Source organism: Pseudomonas sp. FW306-02-D09B (assembly GCF_058782685.1).
On record NZ_JBYSXY010000011.1, the window covers coordinates 53,039 to 77,543 of the forward strand.

22 protein-coding genes are annotated in these 24,505 nt (G+C 58.8%); 16 read left to right on the forward strand and 6 right to left on the reverse strand.

Annotated elements, in window-relative coordinates; genetic code table 11:
- Positions 1-35: 35 nt before the first annotated feature.
- Positions 36-770 (reverse strand): phosphoadenylyl-sulfate reductase, encoded by a 735-nt coding sequence (locus AC3WK5_RS18685; RefSeq protein ID WP_103315384.1) that lies wholly within the window; start codon positions 768-770, stop codon positions 36-38.
- Between the two features lie 174 nt (positions 771-944).
- Between AC3WK5_RS18685 and thrH the strand changes: the two genes are divergently transcribed.
- On the forward strand, positions 945-1,562 hold the full coding sequence (thrH, locus tag AC3WK5_RS18690; protein WP_054593267.1) for a bifunctional phosphoserine phosphatase/homoserine phosphotransferase ThrH: 618 nt from the start codon (positions 945-947) through the stop codon (positions 1,560-1,562).
- Between the two features lie 179 nt (positions 1,563-1,741).
- On the opposite strand, the gene pabB is transcribed toward thrH, so the two are convergent.
- The 4 genes from pabB to rloA all read right to left on the reverse strand — a co-directional run bounded on the left by pabB (position 1,742) and on the right by rloA (position 6,295).
- A complete protein-coding gene (gene pabB / locus AC3WK5_RS18695; protein ID WP_103315383.1) occupies positions 1,742-3,085 on the reverse strand; it encodes an aminodeoxychorismate synthase component I in 1,344 nt (447 codons plus the stop codon).
- A 146-nt stretch (positions 3,086-3,231) separates the two neighbouring features.
- The gene (locus AC3WK5_RS18700; RefSeq protein ID WP_103315382.1) at positions 3,232-4,218 is read right to left on the reverse strand and encodes an alpha-L-glutamate ligase-like protein; all 987 of its coding nucleotides are present in this window, start codon (positions 4,216-4,218) and stop codon (positions 3,232-3,234) included.
- Positions 4,218-5,750: an osmotic stress tolerance membrane protein RloB gene (gene rloB / locus AC3WK5_RS18705; RefSeq protein ID WP_054593264.1), complete on the reverse strand. Its 1,533-nt coding sequence runs from the start codon at positions 5,748-5,750 to the stop codon at positions 4,218-4,220. The genes AC3WK5_RS18700 and rloB overlap by 1 nt, the downstream gene beginning before the upstream one ends.
- A gap of 5 nt (positions 5,751-5,755) precedes the next feature.
- Positions 5,756-6,295, reverse strand: a complete 540-nt coding sequence (gene rloA, locus AC3WK5_RS18710; RefSeq protein WP_103315381.1) for a retropepsin-like aspartic peptidase RloA — start codon at positions 6,293-6,295, stop codon at positions 5,756-5,758.
- A gap of 270 nt (positions 6,296-6,565) precedes the next feature.
- On the opposite strand from rloA, the gene AC3WK5_RS18715 reads away from it, so the two are divergent.
- The 6 genes from AC3WK5_RS18715 to prpD all read left to right on the forward strand — a co-directional run bounded on the left by AC3WK5_RS18715 (position 6,566) and on the right by prpD (position 15,115).
- On the forward strand, positions 6,566-7,288 hold the full coding sequence (locus AC3WK5_RS18715) for a GntR family transcriptional regulator (RefSeq protein ID WP_019689463.1): 723 nt from the start codon (positions 6,566-6,568) through the stop codon (positions 7,286-7,288).
- Positions 7,285-8,178 carry a methylisocitrate lyase gene (prpB, locus tag AC3WK5_RS18720; RefSeq protein ID WP_054593262.1) on the forward strand — a complete coding sequence of 298 codons (894 nt, stop codon included), beginning with the start codon at positions 7,285-7,287 and terminating at the stop codon, positions 8,176-8,178. The genes AC3WK5_RS18715 and prpB overlap by 4 nt, the downstream gene beginning before the upstream one ends.
- A gap of 67 nt (positions 8,179-8,245) precedes the next feature.
- A complete protein-coding gene (gene prpC, locus AC3WK5_RS18725; RefSeq protein WP_054593261.1) occupies positions 8,246-9,373 on the forward strand; it encodes a bifunctional 2-methylcitrate synthase/citrate synthase in 1,128 nt (375 codons plus the stop codon).
- 209 nt (positions 9,374-9,582) lie between these two features.
- The gene (acnD, locus tag AC3WK5_RS18730) at positions 9,583-12,177 is read left to right on the forward strand and encodes a Fe/S-dependent 2-methylisocitrate dehydratase AcnD (RefSeq protein WP_054593260.1); all 2,595 of its coding nucleotides are present in this window, start codon (positions 9,583-9,585) and stop codon (positions 12,175-12,177) included.
- Between the two features lie 54 nt (positions 12,178-12,231).
- Complete coding sequence (gene prpF / locus AC3WK5_RS18735) at positions 12,232-13,422, forward strand: 2-methylaconitate cis-trans isomerase PrpF (RefSeq protein ID WP_103315380.1); 1,191 nt, start codon at positions 12,232-12,234, stop codon at positions 13,420-13,422.
- Between the two features lie 208 nt (positions 13,423-13,630).
- Positions 13,631-15,115, forward strand: coding sequence for a 2-methylcitrate dehydratase (gene prpD, locus AC3WK5_RS18740; RefSeq protein WP_103315379.1), 1,485 nt, complete (start codon positions 13,631-13,633; stop codon positions 15,113-15,115).
- A 20-nt stretch (positions 15,116-15,135) separates the two neighbouring features.
- On the opposite strand, the gene ppsR is transcribed toward prpD, so the two are convergent.
- Positions 15,136-15,954: a posphoenolpyruvate synthetase regulatory kinase/phosphorylase PpsR gene (gene ppsR / locus AC3WK5_RS18745; protein WP_054593257.1), complete on the reverse strand. Its 819-nt coding sequence runs from the start codon at positions 15,952-15,954 to the stop codon at positions 15,136-15,138.
- A 176-nt stretch (positions 15,955-16,130) separates the two neighbouring features.
- On the opposite strand from ppsR, the gene ppsA reads away from it, so the two are divergent.
- The 9 genes from ppsA to AC3WK5_RS18790 all read left to right on the forward strand — a co-directional run bounded on the left by ppsA (position 16,131) and on the right by AC3WK5_RS18790 (position 24,494).
- Positions 16,131-18,506 (forward strand): phosphoenolpyruvate synthase, encoded by a 2,376-nt coding sequence (ppsA, locus tag AC3WK5_RS18750; RefSeq protein WP_103315378.1) that lies wholly within the window; start codon positions 16,131-16,133, stop codon positions 18,504-18,506.
- Positions 18,507-18,607: 101 nt separating this feature from the next.
- Positions 18,608-19,597 carry an alpha/beta fold hydrolase gene (locus tag AC3WK5_RS18755; RefSeq protein ID WP_103315377.1) on the forward strand — a complete coding sequence of 330 codons (990 nt, stop codon included), beginning with the start codon at positions 18,608-18,610 and terminating at the stop codon, positions 19,595-19,597.
- A gap of 100 nt (positions 19,598-19,697) precedes the next feature.
- Positions 19,698-19,997 carry a Rieske (2Fe-2S) protein gene (locus AC3WK5_RS18760; protein ID WP_054593254.1) on the forward strand — a complete coding sequence of 100 codons (300 nt, stop codon included), beginning with the start codon at positions 19,698-19,700 and terminating at the stop codon, positions 19,995-19,997.
- A gap of 84 nt (positions 19,998-20,081) precedes the next feature.
- Complete coding sequence (gene rraA, locus AC3WK5_RS18765; protein WP_054593253.1) at positions 20,082-20,573, forward strand: ribonuclease E activity regulator RraA; 492 nt, start codon at positions 20,082-20,084, stop codon at positions 20,571-20,573.
- A 26-nt stretch (positions 20,574-20,599) separates the two neighbouring features.
- Positions 20,600-21,595, forward strand: a complete 996-nt coding sequence (locus AC3WK5_RS18770; protein WP_103315376.1) for a zinc transporter ZntB — start codon at positions 20,600-20,602, stop codon at positions 21,593-21,595.
- 63 nt (positions 21,596-21,658) lie between these two features.
- On the forward strand, positions 21,659-21,904 hold the full coding sequence (locus AC3WK5_RS18775) for a hypothetical protein (RefSeq protein ID WP_054593251.1): 246 nt from the start codon (positions 21,659-21,661) through the stop codon (positions 21,902-21,904).
- 2 nt (positions 21,905-21,906) lie between these two features.
- Entirely contained in the window at positions 21,907-22,731 is an 825-nt protein-coding gene (locus AC3WK5_RS18780; protein ID WP_103315375.1) for a mechanosensitive ion channel family protein, read from the forward strand.
- A gap of 90 nt (positions 22,732-22,821) precedes the next feature.
- Positions 22,822-23,412, forward strand: coding sequence for an RNA polymerase sigma factor SigX (gene sigX, locus AC3WK5_RS18785; RefSeq protein ID WP_075949123.1), 591 nt, complete (start codon positions 22,822-22,824; stop codon positions 23,410-23,412).
- A 107-nt stretch (positions 23,413-23,519) separates the two neighbouring features.
- On the forward strand, positions 23,520-24,494 hold the full coding sequence (locus AC3WK5_RS18790) for an OmpA family protein (protein WP_103315374.1): 975 nt from the start codon (positions 23,520-23,522) through the stop codon (positions 24,492-24,494).
- Positions 24,495-24,505 lie beyond the last annotated feature (11 nt).

Sequence of the window (24,505 nt, forward strand, 5' to 3'; positions counted from 1 at the left end):
CGTGGCTCCCACGGGGGGATTTCGCAGGGCGGGGATCAGGCTTTCTGGATGATGTTGCCTGCGTGCAAGCCGCATTCTTTCTGCGTGGCTTCTTCCCACCACCAGCGACCTTCGCGCTCGTGCTGGTTTGGCAGTACCGGGCGGGTGCACGGTTCACAGCCAATGCTGATGAAGCCGCGTTCATGCAGGCTGTTGTACGGCAGCTCCAGCATGCGGATATAGCCCCAGATCTCTTCGCTGGTCATTTGTGCCAGCGGGTTGAACTTGTACAGAGTGCGCTCAGGCGTTGAAAACGCGCTGTCGACTTCCAGTACGGCAACCTGGCTGCGGGTGCCCGGGCTCTGGTCACGGCGCTGGCCGGTGGCCCAGGCGCTGACGGTGGACAGCTTGCGGCGCAGCGGTTCGATCTTGCGGATGCCGCAGCATTCGCCATGGCCATCCTTGTAGAAGCTGAACAGGCCTTTTTCTTTGACGAACGGTTCGAGCTTTGTATGGTCCGGGGAGACCAGTTCAATCTCGATCTTGTAGTGCTCGCGCACCTGATCGATGAAGCGATAGGTTTCCGGATGCAGGCGTCCGGTGTCGAGGCTGAAGACCTTTACGTTCTTGTTGATTTTCCAGGCCATGTCCACCAGCACCACGTCTTCGGCGCCGCTGAAGGAGATCCACAGGTCGTCCCCGAACTCGGCAAAGGCGAGTTTGAGAATCTCCTGGGCGGATTTGGTGGCATAGGTCGCGGCGAGTTCAGTGACGTCGAACGATGGGCTCATCAGGGCGGTTTCCTACAGGTCGGTGGCGCTAAGCGCTCTATATGGTGGCGATGGTAGCAAAATCCCGAGAAGACAGGGGCGCTCCTCTGCGTTGCGTCGGTCGGTATGTCTCGCTAGAGTTCGGCAGTCCTTTTGCTCGCTCAACTCAATAATCAGTACAAATGGGAGTGTCTTGTGGAAATTGCCTGTCTCGATCTGGAAGGTGTGTTGGTCCCGGAGATCTGGATCGCCTTTGCCGAAAAAACCGGGATTGAATCCCTCAAGGCAACCACCCGGGATATTCCCGATTACGACGTGCTGATGCAGCAGCGCCTGCGCATCCTCGACGAGCACGACCTGAAGCTATCCGATATTCAGGAAGTGATCGCCACCTTGAAGCCACTCGACGGTGCCATCGAGTTCGTCAACTGGCTGCGCGAGCGCTTCCAGGTGGTGATTCTTTCTGACACGTTCTACGAGTTTTCCCAGCCGCTGATGCGTCAACTGGGCTTCCCGACCTTGCTCTGCCATCGTCTGATTACGGATGACACCGGTCGAGTGACGGGCTATCAACTGCGTCAGAAAGATCCCAAGCGTCAGTCGGTATTGTCCTTCAAGAGCCTCTATTATCGGGTGATCGCCGCCGGTGATTCGTACAACGACACCAGCATGCTGGGTGAGGCGGACGCCGGAATCCTGTTCCACGCACCAGACAACGTGATCCGCGAGTTCCCGCAGTTCCCGGCGGTGCACAGCTTTGCCGAGCTGAAGCAGGAGTTTCTCAAGGCTTCAAATCGTGAGCTGAGCCTGTAAAGGACGCCGAGGAACTGTGGCGAGGGGGCTTGCCCCCGTCGGCCGGTCCGCGCTCGGGCGCAGCAGTCGTAAATCCTGTGCATGCGGTGTATCTGATAAACACGAATGAAGATTTCTGGGCCGCTGCGCGGCCCAACGGGGGCAAGCCCCCTCGCCACAATGGTTCTGTTCGCGTGTTTTTAAAGGCCTTGCAGGGTTTCGAGCAACACCTTCACCTTGGTGATGGACTCCTGATATTCGGCCTGCCAGTCCGAATCGGCGACGATCCCGCCGCCGCCCCAGCAGCAGACCTGGCCATCCTTGACCAGCAAGCTACGGATGGCGATCGAGCTGTCCATTTCCCCGCGTACGTCCAGATACAGCAACGAACCGCAGTACAAACCACGGCGGGTTGGTTCCAGCTCGTCGATGATTTGCATGGCGCGGATTTTTGGTGCTCCAGTGATCGAGCCACCGGGGAAGCTGCCGGCGATCAGGTCCAGGGCATCTTTGTTGTCAGCCAATTCGCCAGTGACGCTGCTCACCAGGTGATGCACGTTGGGGTAGCTTTCCAGGCTGAACAACTCAGGCACGCGCACCGAGCCAATGCGGCAAGTGCGGCCCAGATCGTTGCGCAACAGGTCGACGATCATCAGGTTTTCCGCGCGATCCTTGGGGCTGGCCAACAGTTCGGCAGCGTTGGCCGCGTCATCGGCAGCGTTCTGGCCGCGCGGACGGGTGCCTTTGATCGGACGGGTTTCTACGTGGCCTTCGCTGACTTTGACGAAACGCTCTGGCGACAGGCTCAGCACCGCGCCGCCGTCGGGCAAGCTCTGGAAGCCAGAGAACGGTGTTGGGCAAGCTGCCCGTAGCGCGCAATACGCGGTCCACGGATCGCCTTGGCATTGTGCGCGAAAGCGTTGTGCGAAGTTGACCTGATAGCAGTCGCCGGCCTGGATGTACTGCTGGATACGCACGAACGCCTGCTGATAGTCGCTGGCGCTGAGGTCGGGGCTCATGGCGCCGCTCAGGGTGAACGGTGCGGTCGCTGCAGTCGCGGGCTGGCTGAACAGTTCGATCAGACGTTGGCGCTCGGATTCGATCAGGTTGGGATGGAACACCAACTGACTGCTGCCGGTCAGGTGATCGCTGATCAACGCCCAGTCATACAGGCCGAAGCGCGCGTCGGGCAGTTGCAGGTCATCGTGAGCCTGGGAGGGCAGGGCCTCCAGGTGACGGCCGAAATCGTAACTGAGGTAGCCGATCAAGCCGCCCGCGAACGGTAATTCGTAGGGGGCCGGGATCGCTGCATTGCCGAGCCGGGCCAGCGTGTCGCGCAGGCGTTGCAGGAATGCGCCGCCACTTTCGTCAGGCGAAACCGCCAGTGTTGCCACTGGCCAGGCGCTGAGCACGTCATAGCGTCCGCGCTCGGCAATCGGTCGGCCACTGTCGAGCAGTACGCTGCCCGGGGCATGGCGAATCGCCGCGAAATACTCGGCGGGGTTGGCGCGATAGGGAAGCGGGTATACGGAGCAGGTCAACATGAGCGGGGCAGATCAGCCATCGAGGCGGGGGTGGCGATTGTAGTCCTCTGCGGGATTTGCTCCTAGAGGGGATGTCGGGAAGAGATACATCATGTGCGACTGCACAAACCCTGTGGCGAGGGTGCAAGCTCCCTCGCCACAAACGCTTAGCCTTCGGCCGAGGGGATATTCCCGAACATGTGCTGAACAAACTCCACGCGCTCTTGCGGTGTTTCGGTAATCCCTCTGGCTTTCAGCTCTTCCAGGCGTGCCTCGACTGCATGAGTGCGCGTGGTCAACCCGCAATCATTGGCGATCTGAATGTTTAGCCCGGGCCGTGCGTTGAGTTCGAGAATCAGCGGACCTTTTTCCTGGTCCAACACCATGTCGACACCGATGTAGCCCAGGCCACACAGCTCATAACAGCTGGCGGCGAGCTTCATGAAGCCGTCCCAGTAGGGCAGTTGCACGCCATCTACCGCGTTGGTGGTGTCCGGGTGTTTGAGAATGAACTTGTTCAGCCAGGTGCCGCGCAAGGTCATGCCGGTGGCCAGGTCGACACCGACGCCGATAGCGCCCTGGTGCAGGTTGGCCTTGCCGCTGGATTGCCGGGTGGGCAAGCGCAGCATGGCCATCACCGGGTAACCCATCAGCACGATGATGCGGATGTCCGGCACGCCTTCATAGCTGATGCTTTTGAAGATCTGGTCGGGAATCACCCGGTATTCGATCAGCGCGCGGTCGCGGTGACCGCCCAGGGAATACAGGCCGGTCAGAATGCTGGAGATCTGGTGCTCGATTTCTTCATGGCTGATGATCCTTCCGGAAACCGTGCGGTACTGGCCCTCGAAACGGTCGGCGATCACCAGGATGCCGTCACCGCCGGCACCCTGTGCCGGTTTGATCACGAAGTCGCTGTGGTTGCCGATGATTTCGCCGAGTTTGTCGATTTCTTTCTCGGTGGAGATCACGCCGTACATCTCCGGCACGTGAATGCCGGCCTTGATTGCACGTTCCTTGGTGATGATCTTGTCATCGACAATCGGATACAGGCTGCGCTTGTTGTACTTGAGTACGTAGTCCGCGTTGCGCCGATTGATGCCCATGATGCCCCGGGCGTGCAGGGCCTTCCAGGTCTTCCAGAAACCAAACATTACGAATCGGCCTTGACGAAGGCTTTGAAGCGCATCAGCTCGGTCAGGCGGTAGCCGCGATAGCGACCCATGGCCAGCATGAAACCTACCAGGATCAACAGGATCGCCGGGAAGGTGAACACAAAATAAACCAGTTCCGGAATGCTCATGATCAGGTGTCCCAGAGAGGCGGCGAACAGCGTACCAATCGCGACTTTCAGCGCATGCCCGGCGCCACGTTCTTCCCAGGTGATCGACAGGCGTTCGATGGTCATGGTCAGGATCACCATCGGGAACAGCGCTACCGACAGCCCACGCTCCAGCCCCAGTTTATGGCTGAACAGGCTGATGGCGGCAATCAGCACCACAACGAAGGTCAGCACCACCGACAGCCTCGGGAGCATTTGCAACTTCAGGTGCTCAAGGTAGGAGCGCAACGAAAGCCCCAGTGCCGTGATCACTGTAAACAGCGTAATGCCGAAACCCAACCCGGTTTCGCGAAAGGCCAGGGCAACCAGCACCGGGGTAAAGGTGCCAAGGGTCTGCAAGCCGATCAGGTTGCGCAGGATCAGGATAACCAGCACGCCGATCGGGATCATCACCATGATCATGAAGGTTTGCTGGGTTTGCAGCGGCAAGCCGTACAGCGAGTAATCGAGGAAGCTGGCGTCGGTATTTTCGTCGGTCAGCTTGGCCAGGCGAATGGCGTTCATTTCGCTGTTGTTCAGGCTGAAGGTGACGTTGGCCTTCTTGCCACCCTCGACGGTGATCAGGTTGTCATCGCCGGTCCACCACAGCAGGCGATCGGTGGGCAGGCCTTGCTCGCCGGTTTCCGGGTTGAAGTACAGCCAGTCAGTGCCGTTGAAGCTACGTAGCCAGAGCTCCGGGGTTTGCGGCTGATCGGCGACCAGGCGGATGGTGTGGACCTTTTCCAACGGTACGTGGGCGATGGACAGCAGCAGTTCGACGATTTTCGCTTTGTGCGCTGGTGACGGATCGCCGGCCAGCAGCAGTTTTGCATTGTCGTCATTGGAATTGTTGACGCGTTTGATCGCTTCGCCGATGAAGGTCTCGACGTCTGCCGAGTGCTGGCGAATCGGCGCGAGCAGGGCGTCGGCGGCGACTTTCTCCGGGCCTTCGACGGCGATGCTGTCGCGGAAGGTCGGGCCTTTGACTTTGGATTTTTCACCGGTGTAGCGCTTGGTCAGCACCAGGCGGTAGTAAAGCGTCTGGTTGCCCTTGGCCCGGCGTGCCGACCAGGTGACCTTGCGGTTGCCGTCGACGCGGTTGACTGCAACGCCATAGTTGTTGGAGATAAAGCTTTCATTGAGGCTGACGTAGTCGCGACTCAGCGGTGGCACGAACATCTGGATCTTGACCGGGTCCTTGGCACTGGCGACGAACTCGACCTTGGCGTCGATGTTCCACAAGTCGTCGGTGGCGTCTTCGGTCACCGGAATGCCCAGCACGAAAATCTGATAGGCCGTAACTGAAAGGCCCAGCACCACCAATAGGGTGATCAGGATTTTCAGGTGGAGGGTAAGGGAGCGCATGGGCATTACTCTGCGGTATGAGCGTCGACGGCGCAGGCGGGTTTGCCAGCAGCGTATTTAAGACTCGGGTCGACCAGCGCATCAAAGCGTTTCAAGGCTTCGGAACCGATCAAGAGCGGGAATTGGAATGCACTTCGGTCGGTCAGGTTAACTTCTATGCTGCGCAACGCCGTGCCCATGCAGATATCCAGCTCGATCACCGGGCGAGCGGTGTACTGCTTGCCTTCCTCGGGATCGAAGTCGCCAGCGCGGCGTTTGATTTTGCTGACGCGTGCCAATGGGCGCTCGATCGGGTGCGAGTGGGCGGTGTCGATGGCCAGATAAAAGCGCACCCACGATTCGCCATTGCGTTTGAAGCGCTTGATGTCACGGGCACTGAGGGAGGCGGTTTTGGCCCCGGTGTCGAGTTTGGCCGCGACTTCCAGGTCGATTCCTGCCAACTGCGCGTATTCGTTGAGACCGTACACAGTCTTTTCACCCGCGATAGCGAGACCTGGCAGGCAGAGGAGTAGACAGATCAACAGGGTGAAGGGCTTGAGTCTCATAGATCCTGGCGCGGCGCCGTCCGTTCTTCAGTTCAAGGCGACTGGCATTGCTGCACAAGCTCCTTCTAGTGCCTGCCATAAAAAGATGACAGACAAATGCGGGCGGCATTCTAGCACGGTGGTTTTATGGCGCCAGCCGCGGGTCAGTCCTTTACTTAGGTTTTACTTACGGCGTTTATTAGACGATTGTCGACAATAGTTCTTTTTCCTTTGACTGGTTGCGCGATATTGGTTAGTTTTTGGCGCATTGGCTTATGAGGTGTCGACAATATGCTGGATCAACTTGATCCCCCGGTGATGGCGTCAGACGATTCGGAAACCCTTTCCGAAAACGTCTTCCGACGCATTCAGGCGGCCATCGTCAAAGGCGAGATCGCCCCGGGCAGCAAGATTTCCGAGCCTGAACTGGCGCGCACTTACGGCATCAGTCGTGGGCCGTTGCGTGAGGCGATCCATCGTCTCGAAGGTCAACGCCTGCTGGTCCGCGTCCCGCACGTAGGGGCGAGGGTGGTGTCGCTGAGTCACGCCGAACTGCTTGAGCTCTACGAAATTCGCGAGTCCCTGGAAGGCATGGCCTGTCGTCTGGCCGCCGAGCGCATGACCACCGAAGAAATCGACGAGTTGCGTCAGGTGCTGGAAACCCATGAGCGCGATGCGGCGTTTCAGGCAGGCGTCGGCTATTACCAGCAGGAAGGCGATTTCGACTTTCACTACCGAATCATTCAAGGCAGCGGCAACCGCACGCTGACGCAAATGCTCTGCGGCGAGCTGTATCAGCTGGTGCGCATGTACCGCATCCAGTTTTCCGCCACGCCCAATCGGCCGCGCCAGGCGTTTGCCGAGCACCACCGGATTCTCGATGCCATCGCCGACCGTGACGGTGAATTGGCCGAGTTGTTGATGCGTCGTCACATCGGCGCTTCAAAACGCAATATCGCCCGTCACTATCAGGACGGAGCCCATCAGACAGCCACTCCACGAGGTGAGTCATGAGTTCGAACAAGAGCACACCAGGCCAGCGTTTCCGCGATGCGGTTGCCAGCGAGCATCCTTTGCAAGTGGTCGGCACGATCAACGCCAACCATGCGCTGCTGGCCAAACGCGCCGGTTTCAAGGCTATTTATCTGTCCGGTGGCGGGGTCGCTGCCGGTTCTCTCGGTGTGCCGGACCTGGGGATTACCGGGCTCGATGACGTGTTGACCGACGTACGCCGGATCACCGATGTCTGCGACCTGCCGCTGTTGGTGGACGTGGACACAGGTTTTGGTTCCTCGGCATTCAACGTCGCGCGCACCGTGAAGTCGATGATCAAGTTCGGCGCGGCAGCGATTCATATCGAAGACCAGGTTGGTGCCAAACGCTGCGGTCATCGCCCGAATAAAGAAATCGTTTCCCAGCAGGAAATGGTCGACCGGATCAAGGCGGCAGTCGATGCGCGCACCGATGACAGCTTCGTGATCATGGCCCGCACCGACGCCCTGGCGGTGGAAGGTCTGGAGTCGGCACTGGATCGCGCCGCGGCGTGCATCGAAGCCGGCGCCGACATGGTGTTCCCGGAAGCTATCACCGAACTGGACATGTACAAGCTGTTCGCCAGCCGCGTCAAAGCGCCAATCCTGGCCAACATCACCGAGTTCGGCGCCACGCCGCTGTACACCACCGAACAGCTGAAAGCCGCCGATGTGTCGCTGGTGCTGTACCCGCTGTCGGCCTTTCGCGCGATGAACAAAGCAGCGGAAAACGTCTACACCGCGATCCGTCGCGACGGTACGCAACAGAACGTCATCGACACCATGCAGACCCGCATGGAGCTTTACGATCGCATCGATTACCACACCTTCGAGCAGAAGCTCGATGCGTTGTTTGCCCAGAAAAAGGGTTGATCGGCAATACTCGATTCATCGTTTAGATGTTGCAGATTCCCTAACAAATTCAAGATTGGAGACAGCAATGGCCGAAGCAAAAGTATTGAGTGGCGCCGGTCTGCGTGGCCAGGTGGCCGGGCAAACCGCATTGTCCACCGTAGGGCAAGAGGGCGCAGGCCTGACCTATCGCGGCTATGACGTTCGCGAATTGGCGGCCCAGGCGCATTTTGAAGAAGTGGCGTACATGCTGTTGTACGGCGAACTGCCGAACAAGGCGCAACTGGCCGCCTACATCAACAAACTGAGCAAGCTGCGTGACCTGCCGCAAGCCCTGAAGGAAGTGCTCGAACGCATCCCGGCCGACGCCCACCCGATGGACGTGATGCGCACCGGTTGCTCGTTCCTCGGCAACCTTGAGCCGGAGCATGACTTCTCCGAGCAACATGACAAAACCGACCGGCTGCTGGCCGCGTTCCCGGCGATCATGTGCTACTGGTATCGCTTCAGCCATGACGGCAAACGCATCAACTGCGTGACCGATGAAGAGTCGATTGGCGGGCACTTCCTGCACCTGCTGCACGACAAGAAGCCGAGCGAGCTGCACGTCAAGGTGATGAACGTTTCGCTGATCCTTTATGCGGAACACGAGTTCAACGCATCGACCTTCACCGCCCGCGTGTGCGCATCGACCTTGTCCGACCTGTTCTCCTGCGTTACCGCGGCCATCGGTTCCCTGCGCGGCCCGCTGCATGGCGGCGCCAACGAAGCGGCGATGGAAATGATCGAGCGCTTCGCGTCGCCGCAAGAGGCGATCAAAGGCACCCTCGACATGCTTGCGCGCAAAGACAAGATCATGGGTTTTGGTCACGCGATCTACAAAGACAACGATCCGCGTAATGAAGTGATCAAGGGCTGGTCGAAAAAGCTCTCTGACGAAGTCGGCGACACCGTGTTGTTCCCGGTGTCCGAAGCCATCGACAAGACCATGTGGGAACAGAAGAAGCTGTTCCCCAACGCGGACTTCTACCATGCCTCGGCATACCACTTCATGGGCATTCCGACCAAGCTGTTCACGCCGATTTTCGTCTGCTCGCGCCTGACCGGCTGGGCGGCGCATGTGTTCGAACAGCGTGCCAATAACCGAATCATCCGCCCGAGCGCCGAGTACGTCGGCGTCGAACAGCGCAAGTTCGTGCCAATCGAACAACGCTGACCGGTGGAGCCTGAAAGACGCTGATTTTTCTATGTGGTAATTGGACCCTGTGGGAGCGGGCTTGCTCGCGAAGACGGACTGACATTCAACATTGATGTCGACTGAAGCACCGCTTTCGCGAGCAAGCCCGCTCCCACATTTAAAGGTATTCCAACCACAGGCCGGCGCCAGGCCCCACCTTTTGTAATCACCGTGACCGAGTCCTGACGATGAACACAGATTTCCGCAAATCGCTGCCCGGCAGCCATCTGGATTACTTCGACACCCGCGCGGCAGTCGAGGCCATCCAGCCCGGCGCCTATGACACCCTGCCGTACACCTCTCGCGTACTGGCGGAAAACCTGGTGCGCCGCTGCGACCCGGCCACGCTCACCGAATCCCTGAAACAGTTCATCGAGCGCAAACGCGACCTCGATTTCCCATGGTTCCCGGCCCGCGTGGTGTGCCACGACATTCTTGGCCAGACCGCCCTGGTCGATCTCGCTGGCCTGCGTGATGCCATTGCCCTTCAAGGTGGTGATCCAGCGCAAGTGAACCCGGTGGTACCGACGCAATTGATCGTCGACCACTCCCTGGCCGTCGAGCGCGGTGGCTTCGATCCGGAAGCGTTCGAAAAGAACCGCGCCATCGAAGACCGTCGTAATGAAGACCGTTTTCACTTTATCAACTGGACCAAAAAGGCCTTCAAGAACGTCGACGTGATTCCGCCAGGCAACGGCATCATGCACCAGATCAACCTGGAGAAAATGTCGCCGGTGATCCAGGTGCGTGACGGCGTGGCCTTCCCGGATACCTGCGTCGGCACCGACAGTCACACCCCGCATGTCGATGCCCTGGGCGTGATCGCCATCGGTGTTGGCGGTCTGGAAGCGGAAAGCGTGATGCTCGGCCGTGCCTCCTGGATGCGTCTGCCGGAAAGCGTCGGCGTCGAACTCACCGGCAAGCTGCAACCAGGCATCACCGCCACCGACATGGTGCTGGCGCTGACTGAGTTCCTGCGCAAGCAAAAAGTCGTTGGAGCCTGGCTGGAGTTCTTCGGTGAAGGCGCCTCCGCGCTGACCCTCGGCGACCGTGCAACCATTTCCAACATGGCTCCGGAATACGGCGCCACCGCGGCGATGTTCTACATCGACCAGCAGACCATCGACTACCTGAAACTCACCGGCCGCGAAGACGAGCAGGTGCAGTTGGTCGAAAATTACGCCAAGACCACAGGCCTGTGGGCCGATAGCCTGAAGGGCGCGCAATACGAGCGCGGCTTGACCTTCGACCTGTCTTCGGTGGTGCGCAACATGGCGGGGCCGAGCAATCCTCACGCCCGTGTCGCTACGTCTGATCTCGCGGCCCAGGGCATCTCCGGCCAGTGGGACGATGTGCCCGGCCAAATGCCGGACGGCGCGGTGATCATTGCCGCCATCACCAGTTGCACCAACACCAGCAACCCGCGCAACGTCATCGCTGCAGGCCTGTTGGCACGCAATGCCAATAAGCTCGGCTTGACCCGCAAGCCGTGGGTCAAATCGTCCCTCGCACCGGGTTCGAAAACCGTGGCGTTGTACCTCGATGAAGCCGGCCTGACTTCTGAACTGGAGCAACTCGGTTTCGGCGTGGTGGCATTCGCCTGCACCACTTGCAACGGCATGTCCGGTGCGCTGGACCCGGTGATCCAGCAAGAGATCATCGACCGCGACCTGTACGCCACTGCCGTGTTGTCGGGTAACCGCAACTTCGACGGCCGGATTCACCCGTACGCCAAGCAGGCGTTCCTCGCGTCGCCACCGCTGGTGGTGGCTTACGCCATTGCCGGGACCATCCGTTTCGACATCGAAAAAGACGTGTTGGGCCTGTCGGCGGATGGCAAGGAAATCCGCCTCAAGGACATCTGGCCGAGCGACGAAGAGATCGACGCGGTGGTCAAGGCATCGGTCAAGCCGGAGCAGTTCCGTCAGGTCTACATCCCGATGTTTGCCATCCACGAAGACACCGGCCCGAAAGTCAAACCGTTGTACGACTGGCGCGAGATGAGCACCTACATCCGTCGTCCGCCGTACTGGGAAGGTGCACTGGCCGGGGCGCGTCCACTCAAGGGCATGCGCCCGTTGGCGGTGCTGCCGGACAATATCACCACCGATCACCTGTCGCCGTCCAACGCCATCATGCTCGACAGCGCCGCTGGCGAATACCTGGCGAAAATGGGCTTGCCGGAAGAGGACTTCAACTCCTACGCGACACACCGCGGTGACCACTTGACTGCGCAACGCGCGACTTTCGCCAACCCGAAACTGTTCAACGAAATGGTTCAGGAAAATGGCAAGGTCAAGCAGGGTTCGCTGGCGCGTGTCGAGCCGGAAGGCCAGGTCATGCGCATGTGGGAAGCCATCGAAACCTACATGGAGCGCAAACAGCCGCTGATCATCATCGCCGGCGCCGACTACGGTCAGGGTTCGTCCCGTGACTGGGCCGCCAAGGGTGTGCGTCTGGCCGGAGTCGAAGCCATTGCTGCCGAAGGTTTCGAGCGCATCCACCGCACCAACCTGGTGGGCATGGGCGTGTTGCCGCTGGAGTTCAAGCCGGGCACCGACCGCAAGACGCTGGGCATCGATGGCACTGAAACTTTCGATGTGATCGGCGAGCGCACGCCGCGGGCCACGCTGACCCTGGTCATCACCCGCAAGAACGGTGAACAGGTGTCGGTGCCGGTTACCTGCCGTCTCGACACTGCTGAAGAAGTTTCGATCTATGAAGCCGGCGGCGTGTTGCAGCGTTTCGCCCAGGACTTCCTTGAATCGGCTGTTGCTGTCTAACGCGACTTGCCGGGGCAGGGCGGTGACGTCCTGCTCCGGCGCATAAGGAACATTATGGCCCACGTACCTCAGATCAAGATTCCCGCCACCTACATGCGCGGTGGCACCAGCAAAGGCGTGTTCTTCAGTCTGCAAGACCTGCCTGAATCGGCGCAGGTTCCGGGCCCGTCTCGCGACGCGCTGTTGTTGCGCGTGATCGGCAGCCCTGACCCGTATGAAAAGCAAATCGATGGTATGGGCGGGGCGACCTCCAGCACCAGCAAAACGGTGATCGTGTCCAAGAGCATCAAGGCCGATCACGATGTCGATTACCTGTTCGGTCAGGTCTCCATCGACAAGCCTTTTGTCGACTGGAGCGGTAACTGCGGCAACCTCTCGGCGGCGGTCGGTTCGTTCGCCATCAGCAGCGGTCTGGTCGAGGCCAGTCGCGTTCCACGTAACGGTATCGCGGTGGTGCGCATCTGGCAGGCCAATATCGGCAAGACCATCATTGCCCACGTGCCGATCACTGACGGCGCGGTGCAGGAAACCGGTGATTTCGAACTCGATGGCGTGACCTTTCCGGCCGCTGAGGTGCAGCTCGAATTCATGAACCCTGCGGCCGAGGAAGAGGGCGCAGGCGGCTCGATGTTCCCGACCGGCAACCTGGTCGATGACCTGGAAGTGCCTGGTGTCGGCACGCTCAAAGTGACCATGATCAACGCCGGCATTCCGACCATCTTCGTTAACGCCGAAGCCATCGGCTACACCGGCACCGAGTTGCAGGGCGATATCAACGGCGACCCGAAAGCGCTGGCGATGTTCGAGACCATTCGTGCGTATGGCGCGCTGCGCATGGGGCTGATCCAGAATCTTGAAGACGCCGCCAAGCGTCAGCACACCCCCAAGGTGGCGTTCGTCGCACAGCCTGCCGATTACCTCGCTTCCAGCGGCAAGCCGGTGGCGGCAGGCGATGTCGACCTGTTAGTTCGGGCACTGTCCATGGGCAAGTTGCACCACGCGATGATGGGCACGGCTGCTGTAGCGATTGGCACCGCGGCAGCGATTGACGGCACGCTGGTCAACCTCGCCGCGGGCGGTATTCCTCGCAACGCGGTGCGCTTCGGCCATCCGTCAGGCACCTTGCGGGTGGGCGCCGAAGCCCAACAGGTCGATGGCGAATGGACCGTGACCAAAGCCATCATGAGCCGCAGTGCGCGAGTATTGATGGAAGGCTGGGTGCGCGTGCCGGGCGATTCTTTCTGAGGTAATGCAAACCCGAAGTGAACCCTGTGGGAGCGGGCTTGCTCGCGAAGACGGACTGACATTCAACATTGATGTCGGCTGATACACCCTCTTCGCGAGCAAGCCCGCTCCCACATTCAATCCCGTTCCTACAATAAGAAAGATTAGCCCCCGAGATTGATCCTGAACCGAGGTCCCATTTACGAACCACTGCCAGAGTGAATCGAACATGAGCGCCAACGTCGACCTGAACATTCGTCCCGACTACGACAAGGTCCTGCAGGACATTGCCGATTACGTTCTCAATTTCAAGATCGAGTCCAAAGAGGCGCTGGACACCGCCCGCAATTGCCTGATGGACACCCTCGGTTGCGGCCTGTTGGCCCTGCGCTTTCCCGAATGCACCAAACACCTGGGTCCTATCGTTGAAGGCACAGTCGTGCCTTTTGGCGCACGTGTTCCCGGCACCCATTTTCGTCTCGACCCGGTAAAAGCGGCGTGGGACATCGGCTGTATCGTCCGCTGGCTCGATTACAACGACACCTGGCTGGCTGCCGAGTGGGGCCATCCGTCCGATAACCTCGGCGGGATCCTCGCGGTTGCCGACCACCTGTCGCAAAAACGCGTGGCCAATGGCGATGCGCCGCTGACCATGCGAGCGGTGCTGGACGCGATGATCATGGCCCACGAGATTCAGGGTGTGATTGCCCTGGAGAACTCCTTCAACCGGGTTGGCCTGGACCATGTGCTGCTGGTCAAAGTCGCCTCGACGGCGGTGACCGCGAAACTGATGGGTGCCAATCGCGAGCAACTGTTGGCGGCGCTGTCCCACGCGTTTGTCGATGGTCAGGCACTGCGCACTTACCGTCATGCGCCGAACGCCGGTTCGCGCAAGTCCTGGGCAGCGGGCGATGCCTCCAGTCGTGGCGTGCGGTTGGCGGACATCGCCATGCGTGGCGAGATGGGCATTCCGGGCGTATTGACGGCGCCGCAATGGGGTTTCTACGACGTGCTGTTCAGCCATACCAACAAGGACCTGGCGCTCAAGCCCGCAGATAAACGCACGTTCAGCCTCGCGCAGAAGTACGGCACTTACGTGATGGAAAACGTGCTGTTCAAGATCAGTTTCCCGGCCGAGTTTCACGCGCAAACCGCTTGCGAAGCGGCGGTGACCCTGCACCCGCAGGTGAGCAATCGTCTGGATGAAATCGACAAGATCGTTATCACCACTCACGAGTCGGCGATTCGTATCATTTCCAAGGTCGGCCAACTGGCCAATGCCGCCGACCGCGATCACTGCATCCAGTACATGACCGCCGTGCCGCTGGCCTTCGGCACTCTGGTGGCTGAACAGTACGAAGACGAGTTTCACGCGGCGCACCCGATCATCGACGAGTTGCGCGAGAAGATGGTCATTGTCGAAGAGCCGCGCTACACCCGCGAGTACCTGGAGGCTGACAAGCGGTCTATTGCCAACGCCTTGCAAGTGTTCTTCAAGGACGGCTCAAGCACCGGACAAGTGGTGGTCGAATACCCGATTGGTCATCGTCGTCGCCGCGCCGAGGGCATTCCCTTGCTGGAGGACAAGTTCAAGGCCAATCTGGCAACCCGATTCACTGCACAACGGTCGGCGCAGATCTTTGCCTTGTGCCAGGATCAGGCAAAGCTCGAGGCTACGCCGGTTAACCGTTTCATGGATCTCTTCGTGATCTGAAGCTGAACCCGCGGCAGCTCCTACTTGAAGCGCCGCTCGACGCCTTTTTCCACCAGGATCTTCGCCGAAATCTCTTCCACGGAAAAATGCGTGGAGTTGATGTGTGCGATGTTCTCGCGGCGGAACAGGTTTTCGACTTCACGCACTTCGAACTCGCACTGGGCGTAGCTCGAGTAGCGGCTATTGGGCTTGCGTTCGTTGCGGATCGCGGTGAGACGGTCCGGATCGATGGTCAGGCCAAACAGCTTGTGCTTGTGGGCGCGCAATGCCGATGGCAGTTGCAGGCGCTCCATGTCGTCTTCGGTCAGCGGGTAGTTGGCCGCGCGAATGCCGAATTGCATGGCCATGTACAGGCAGGTCGGGGTTTTGCCGCAGCGCGACACGCCGACCAGGATCAGGTCGGCCTTGTCGTAATAGTGGGTGCGGGCGCCGTCGTCGTTGTCGAGGGCGAAGTTCACTGCCTCGATACGCTCCATGTAATTGGAGTTGTGGCCAATGGAGTGGGACTTGCCGACCGAATACGACGAGTGTTCGCTCAGTTCCTGCTCGAGCGGCGCGAGGAAGGTCGAGAAAATGTCGATCATGAAACCATTGGAGGTCGCGAGGATCTCACGAATATCCTGGTTGACGATCGTGTCGAAGATGATCGGACGAAATCCGTCCTTTTCGGCGGCCATATTGATTTGTTGTACCATGGCCCGCGCTTTGTCCACGTTGTCGATGTACGGTCGTATGACTTTGCTGAAGGTAATGTTTTCGAACTGCGCCAACAGGCTTTGACCCAGGGTTTCGGCTGTAATGCCCGTGCCATCGGAGATAAAGAAAGCAGATCGTTTCATTTGCGCCTTGGGCCTTAAGCTGGTGACGATTCTTGGATATGATAGGCGCGGTTTGTCGGCCTGGATTGGCCCGCATTCTCACTTATTTTCCAGGTCCAGGCCATATTGCTGGCAAATGCTCCTGATGAGCTGCCGGCGCCCTGAGCTTTTCCAACACAGTTAGTGGAGAGATCACCTTGGTAGAGTACGTAGTTTCCCTCGATAAGCTCGGCGTCCATGATGTAGAGCATGTGGGGGGCAAGAACGCATCCCTGGGCGAGATGATCAGTAATCTTGCAGGTGCCGGTGTATCGGTCCCGGGTGGCTTCGCCACGACGGCTCAGGCTTATCGTGATTTTCTCGAATTAAGTGGTTTGAACGACCAGATCCACGCAGCCCTCGACGCGCTGGACGTCGACGACGTGAACGCCCTGGCGAAAACCGGTGCGCAAATCCGTCAATGGATCATGGAAGCCGAGTTCCCGGAGAAGCTCAACGCCGAAATCCGCACCGCGTTCGCCACGCTGTCGGCCGGTAACCCGGACATGGCCGTGGCCGTGCGCTCTTCGGCAACGGCTGAAGACTTGCCGGACGCTTCCTTTGCCGGTCAGCAGGAAACCTTCCTGAACATCCGCGGCGTCGAAAACGTCATTCGCGCTGCCAAGGAAGTGTTTGCTTCCCTGTTCAACGACCGTGCCATTTCCTACCGCGTGCACCAGGGCTTCGACCATAAACTGGTTGCCCTGTCGGCCGGCGTACAGCGCATGGTCCGTTCGGAAACCGGCACTGCTGGCGTAATGTTCACCCTCGATACCGAATCCGGCTTCCGTGACGTAGTGTTTATCACCGGCGCCTACGGCCTGGGCGAAACCGTCGTGCAGGGCGCGGTGAACCCGGATGAGTTCTACGTCCACAAAGGCACGCTGGCAGCCGGGCGTCCGGCGATTCTGCGCCGTAACCTGGGCAGCAAAGCCATCAAGATGATCTACGGCGACGAAGCCAAGGCCGGTCGTTCGGTCAAGACTGTCGATGTCGACAAGGCCGAGCGTGCACGTTTCTGCCTGACCGATGCTGAAGTCAGCGAACTGGCCAAGCAGGCGATGATCATCGAGAAGCACTACAAGTGCCCGATGGACATCGAATGGGCCAAAGACGGTGACGACGGCAAGCTGTACATCGTTCAGGCTCGCCCTGAAACCGTGAAAAGCCGTACCCACGCCAACGTCATGGAACGTTACCTGCTGAAAGAAACCGGCACCGTGCTGGTGGAAGGTCGCGCCATCGGCCAGCGCATCGGCGCCGGTAAAGTGCGCATCATCAAAGACGTTTCCGAGATGGACAAAGTCCAGCCGGGCGACGTTCTGGTTTCCGATATGACCGACCCGGACTGGGAACCGGTCATGAAGCGCGCCAGCGCCATCGTCACCAACCGTGGCGGCCGTACCTGCCACGCGGCGATTATTGCGCGTGAGCTGGGGATCCCGGCCGTCGTGGGTTGCGGTAACGCCACCGAACTGTTGAAAGACGGCCAGGGCGTGACCGTTTCCTGCGCTGAAGGCGACACCGGTTTCATCTTCGAAGGCGAGCTGGGCTTCGACATCAAGAAAAACTCCGTCGACGCCATGCCGGAACTGCCATTCAAAATCATGATGAACGTCGGTAACCCGGATCGCGCCTTCGATTTCGCGCAGTTGCCGAACGCCGGTGTGGGCCTGGCCCGTCTGGAGTTCATCATCAACCGCATGATCGGCGTGCACCCTAAAGCACTGCTGAACTACGACGGCCTGCCGTTGGAAATCAAGGAAAGCGTCGATAAGCGCATTGCCGGATACAACGATCCGGTCGGCTTCTACGTCGAGAAACTGGTCGAGGGCATCAGCACCCTGGCTGCCGCGTTCTGGCCGAAAAAGGTCATCGTGCGTCTGTCGGACTTCAAGTCCAACGAATACGCCAACCTGATCGGCGGCAAGCTCTACGAGCCGGAAGAAGAAAACCCGATGCTGGGCTTCCGTGGCGCTTCGCGTTACATCAGCGAGTCGTTCCGTGACTGCTTCGAACTCGAATGCCGCGCGCTGAAACGCGTGCGCAACGAGATGGGCCTGACCAACGTCGAAATCATGGTGCCGTTTGTCCGTACCCTGGGCGAAGCCAGCCAGGTTGTGGAGCTGTTGGCCGAAAACGGCCTGGCCCGTGGCGAAAACGGTCTGCGCGTCATCATGATGTGCGAACTGCCGTCCAACGCGATCCTTGCTGAAGAGTTCCTCGAGTTCTTCGACGGTTTCTCCATCGGCTCCAACGACCTGACCCAGCTGACCCTGGGCCTGGACCGCGACTCCGGGATCATCGCGCATCTGTTCGACGAGCGTAATCCAGCGGTCAAGAAGCTGCTGTCCAACGCGATTCAGGCCTGTAACAAGGCCGGCAAATACATCGGTATTTGCGGCCAGGGCCCTTCCGACCACCCAGACCTGGCCAAGTGGCTGATGGAACAGGGTATCGAAAGCGTTTCGTTGAACCCCGATTCCGTACTGGAAACCTGGTTCTTCCTGGCTGAAGGTCAGGCTGAAGTCTGATCCGTGAATGAAGCCCGGGTCGGCTACACTGCTGACACGGGCTTTAAGATTCAAGTAGGGCGGGCTCCGGTGGACGCCGCCCTTTTTTGTGCAAGAGCATTATGCAAAGCAGCAGCAACCTGTTTCCTGTCGCCTTGATCAGCGCCGAGCGTCGCGGCGATCTGAGCGAGGACGTCTATCGTTTGAAACCCGGCAACAGCCCGGACGGCACCGTAGAACTGGCGGTTACCCGCCTGGGTATGGCCGATGAGCCCGCCGTGCGTGGCGTTCCGGTGATTTTGCTGCATGGCAGCTTTTCCAATCGGCGTTTCTGGTTTTCCCCCAAAGGCCTTGGTCTGGGCGCCTATCTGGCGCGTGCCGGCTTTGATGTGTGGATACCGGAAATGCGCGGTCACGGCTTGTCCCAGCGCAACCAGAACTATCGAAAGAACCGCGTTGCCGACTATGCCCGTTACGATCTGCCGGCGATTGCTGCGTTCGTTCGTGAGCAAAGCGCTCAGGTTCCGCACTGGATTGGCCATTCACTGGGCGGCATCACCCTGGCGGCAGCGCTGGGTGGTCAGTACCTGGGCGAGCCTGCCGTGGCCTCTGCGGCATTTTTTGGTACGCAGGTCAGTCGCACCTATTGGCCGTTGAAAATTCCCCCGGTGGAGTGGAGCGGGCGGTTCATCCTGAAGCGTTTCGCGCAAATTTCGGGCTCTCGCCTCAAGCGTGGTCCGGAGGACGAGCCGATAGGCCTGGCCCTGGAGGGCATGCGCTGGTACGGCCTGTTCGGACGTTTCGGCGATGCCGAGAAAGACTGGTGGGCCGGGCTGGCAGAGGTTCAGGTGCCGGTCCTGGGCGTCAGCGCGACCAGCGATCATCAGGACCCGGATTGGGCGTGTCGCAAGCTGTTCGATCAGATCGGTTCCGAGCACAAGCAGTTCATCTGCCTGGGGCGCGACCAGGGTTTTTCGGATAATTTCGGGCATGTTGAAATGCTTGTCAGCAAAGCTGCTCAGGCCGAAGTCTGGCCGTTGGTGCAGCGCTGGCTGACAGATCCGCAGGCGCCGTTGTTGGCTGATAAGCCGAGTTTGGCGACAGCAGTCTGAGTACGAATGCTCTGACAAGAGCGTTTCACTCCGATCAGCGAACGGCTAAGATATGACGCATTGAGCTGTTCTGGTCACAAACGGTTGTTGAGTCGACCTTATGTTCGTACCGCTTGAGCGTCTGATCAATCTGAATGAAGGTTATCGGCGGACGTTCCAGGTTGAAGGGCGTAGCCTGCTGCTGTTGGTGCTGGATAATCAGCCGTTGTTGCTGATAGACAGCTGCCCGCACCAAGGCTCGCCGCTCGGCAGCGCGACATTGTCGGGAAATATTCTGCGTTGTCAGCGCCACGGTATCGAGTTTCAGTTGCCCAGCGGCGTGCCGGTACAGGCACAGTGCCCTGGCTTGAGTATGCTGAAGGTGGCTTACAAGGGTGATCGCGTCGGGATCGATGTTTAACCGTGGCGAATACACATTCAATACCGTAACCCCTGCGATTTTCGACAGCCCACGATCTGTTCTTTCTCTTACAGGAGTTTCTCGATGAACCATTACCTTACTCCCGACCTGTGTGATGCCTACCCGGAACTGGTGCAGGTGCTTGAGCCGATGTTCAGCAATTTTGGTGGCCGTGACTCCTTTGGCGGCGAAATCGTTACCATCAAGTGCTTCGAAGACAACTCGCTGGTCAAGGAGCAGGTCGAGCACAAAGGGAATGGCAAGGTGCTGGTGGTCGATGGCGGTGGTTCGCTGCGCCGCGCATTGCTGGGCGACATGATCGCCGAGAAAGCCGTGAAAAACGGCTGGGAAGGGCTGGTTATCTACGGCTGCATCCGTGATGTCGACGTTATCGCGCAAACCGACCTGGGCGTGCAGGCGCTGGCCAGCCACCCGATGAAAACCGACAGGCGTGGCGTCGGTGAGCTGAACATTGCGGTAACCTTCGCCGGCGTGACTTTCCGTCCGGGTGAATACATTTACGCGGACAATAACGGCGTGATCGTCTCGCCAAGTCCGCTGAAGATGCCAGAATAAACAGCCGATTCAAGCCAGGGGTGAGGATGTTCGAGGAAGAAAACGCGCAGTGGGGGCTGGTGCATGCCCTGGTGCTGGATGGTAAAGGTGGTGCGCGTTGGCTTGCCCGGACTGAACTGGATGACCTGCAACTGCAACCTCATGAAAGCCTTTGGCTGCATTGGGACCGTAGTCACCCGCAAACTCAGACCTGGTTGCGTAAATCCAGCGGTCTGAGTGAGTTCAGCTGTGACCTGCTCCTCGAAGAGAACACCCGGCCGCGCCTGTTGGCGCTGCCGGACTCCGAGTTGTTACTGTTTCTGCGCGGAATCAACCTCAACCCGGGTGCCGAGCCTGAAGACATGGTGTCGGTGCGGATCTTCGCCTCTGCTCAGCGGGTCATTTCCCTGCGTTTACGCCCGTTGCGCGCCACCGATGAGTTGCTGGTGCAACTGACTGAGGGCAAGGGGCCGAAAACCACCTCCGAACTGGTCCTTTATATGGCTCAGTACCTCACCCATAAAGTGCAGGATCTGGTCAGTGATCTCTCCGAAATCGTCGATGACGAAGAAGAAAAGCTGGATGCCGACGAACGGTATACTCCGGAACATGGCGCCATTGTGCAGATCCGTCGGCGAGCGGCAGGACTGAAGCGCTTCCTTGCTCCGCAGCGGGATATTTTCGGCCAGCTGACGCGGATAAAACTGCCATGGTTTGTCGACGACGACGGCGACTACTGGAACGAATTGAACAACAGCCTGACGCGTTACCTGGAAGAGCTGGAATTGACCCGGGAGCGCGTGGGGCTTGTGCTGGAGACCGAAGACCGGCGTTTGAACGTGCACATGAATCGCATCATGTACCGCTTCGGGATCATCACCGGGATCTTTTTGCCGATGAGTTTTCTGACCGGTTTGCTCGGGATAAACGTCGGCGGAATTCCTTTTTCCGGGAACCCTTATGGCTTCGTGATTGCCTGCCTGATGATGGTGACAGTAGGGGTGGGGCAGTGGTGGTTGTTCCGGCGTTTGCGCTGGGTATGAGGGAGAGCCATGTGACCCGAAGAATTTTGATCGCGTCTTTCACAGATATCACGAGAGGTGCGTATGCACGATCCGTTTGAACAGTCCTTGCGCGACATGCTCAAGGCATCACCGTCCACCCGTGACGACGATGCCTGTCTGGGGCGTGTGCTGAAAACCGCCAACCGCCAGGTTGGCGCCGGTGATCTGTTCAGTCTGCTGGGCCGCTGGCTGCCCGCGCTGATGATCGCCCTGAATAACGGATCGGCCCATGTCATGCCGGTTTCCCGTCATAAACCTGCTGCCCGCACTGCTGATAAGGCTGATTGAATATGGAACTTGATCTCTGGACTCAGAGCCTCGTCACGGCAATGACCGCGTTGTGGACCAAGGTAGCGAACTTCATTCCGAACCTGTTCGGCGCACTGGTAGTGCTTCTGCTGGGGTTTGTCGTGGCCAAGCTGCTCGACACCCTGCTCTCGAAATTGCTTGCAAAACTGGGCCTGGATCGCTTGATGGGCGGTACCGGCTTGACCAAGCTGCTGTCCCGCGCAGGGCTGCGGGTGCCGATTTCTACGCTGATCGGCAAGATCGTTTATTGGTTCGTTTTGCTGATTTTCCTGGTTTCTGCTGCAGAATCCCTTGGCTTGGAGCGAGTTTCGGCTACGCTCGACATGCTGGCACTGTATTTGCCGAAAGTATTTGGTGCCGCGCTGGTGTTGCTGGTGGGCGTATTGCTCGCTCAATTGGCCAACGGGCTGGTGCGTGGCGCCGCAGAAGGCGTAGGGCTGGATTACGCATCGGGCCTTGGACGTATCGCTCAGGGCCTGGTGATCATCATCAGTATTTCGGTTGCGATCAGTCAGCTTGAAGTCAAAACAGACCTGCTGAACCATGTGATCGTGATTGTCTTGATTACCGTTGGTCTGGCAGTTGCCTTGGCCATGGGCTTGGGAAGCCGGGAAATCGCTGGTCAGATCCTTGCTGGAATCTATGTGCGTGAGTTGTATCAGGTTGGGCAACAAGTGCGTGTTGGTGAGGTCGAAGGTCAGATCGAAGAGATCGGCACGGTTAAAACTACATTGCTGACCGATGAGGGTGAGCTAGTCTCACTTTCCAATCGGATCCTCCTGGAACAGCATGTTAGTAGCCGCTAACCCGGCAAACCCTGCTAATGTATGCCGCCGCAAAATGCCCGATACGATGGGCTGCGGCGGACATTGACCTGACTGTCGGCCCGACTTGTTTTGAATAAAGCCCAATCGCTATCCATGCGCTACGACCCCCGCGAGCTCTCTGATGAGGAGTTGGTCGCGCGCTCGCACACGGAGCTGTTTCACGTGACGCGCGCCTACGAAGAGCTGATGCGGCGTTATCAGAGAACATTATTTAACGTTTGTGCACGGTATCTTGGGAACGATCGTGATGCAGATGATGTCTGTCAGGAAGTGATGTTGAAGGTGTTGTACGGTCTGAAGAACTTCGAGGGTAAATCGAAGTTCAAAACGTGGCTCTACAGCATCACGTACAACGAATGCATCACACAGTATCGGAAGGAGCGGCGTAAGCGTCGCTTGATGGATGCTTTGAGTCTGGACCCCCTTGAGGAAGCGTCTGAAGAGAAGGCGCCGAAACCTGAGGAAAAGGGTGGACTTGATCGCTGGTTAGTGTATGTGAACCCGATTGACCGAGAAATTCTAGTGCTACGATTTGTCGCAGAGTTGGAGTTTCAGGAGATCGCGGACATCATGCACATGGGTTTGAGTGCAACGAAAATGCGGTACAAACGCGCTCTTGACAAATTGCGTGAGAAATTTGCGGGCATCGCTGAAACTTAGTTCAGCGCAAATATTTCTTACGTGTAGGCAAGTTCTGATAGACTTGCCGCCGAGTTGTCCCCCGGTTTGCGGGACTGCTTTACAATCACCAGATGGGGATTTAACGGATGAAACTGAAAAACACCTTGGGCTTGGCCATTGGTTCTCTTATTGCCGCTACTTCGTTCGGCGCTCTGGCACAAGGCCAAGGCGCGGTCGAAGGGGAAGCATTCTGGGGCAAAACCTGGAACCACAGCGTCGATTCCTACCAGAACGGCCGCACTCCTGGCGTCTCGATCGGCTACTTCCTGACCGATGACGTGTCTGTGAACGCGACCTATCGCAAAGACGAATACACTCGTTCGGACACCGACACTGGCAACCAGCGGATCAAAGGCGATCACTTCGGTCTGAAATCCCAGTACCACTTCGGTACCGTAGGCGACGCTATCCGTCCTTACGTTGAAGGCGGTGTATCCCACGGCAGCATGACCAACGTCGCTGCTGACGGTCACACTGGTCGTGACAAGTCCACCTACCTGACCACTGGCGCTGGCGCCAAGTGGTACATGACCGACAACCTGTACGCTCGTGCTGGCGTTGAAGCCGACTACAAGCTGGACAACGGTCGTTGGGACTACCAGGCTCTGATCGGCCTGGGTGTTAACTTCGGCGGCACTGGCGGCAAAGTTGCTCCAGCTCCAGTAGCTCCGGCACCGGCTCCAGAGCCAGTTGCAGAAGCTCCAGTTGCTGAAGTTGTTCGCGTTCAACTGGACGTGAAATTCGACTTCAACAAGGCTGTTGTTAAGCCAAACAGCTACGGCGACGTGAAGAACCTGGCTGACTTCATGAAGCAGTACCCGAACACCACCACCGTAGTTGAAGGTCACACCGACAACGTCGGTCCTGACGCTTACAACCAGAAGCTGTCCCAGCGTCGTGCTGACGCTGTTAAGCAAGTTCTGGTCAAAGACGGCGTTGAAGCTAACCGCGTTCACTCGGTTGGTTATGGCAAGTCCCGCCCAATTGCTGACAACAGCACTGAAGCTGGCCGCGCTGCAAACCGTCGCGTAGAAGCGCAGGTTGAAGCTACCGCTAAGTAATTAGCCTGGTA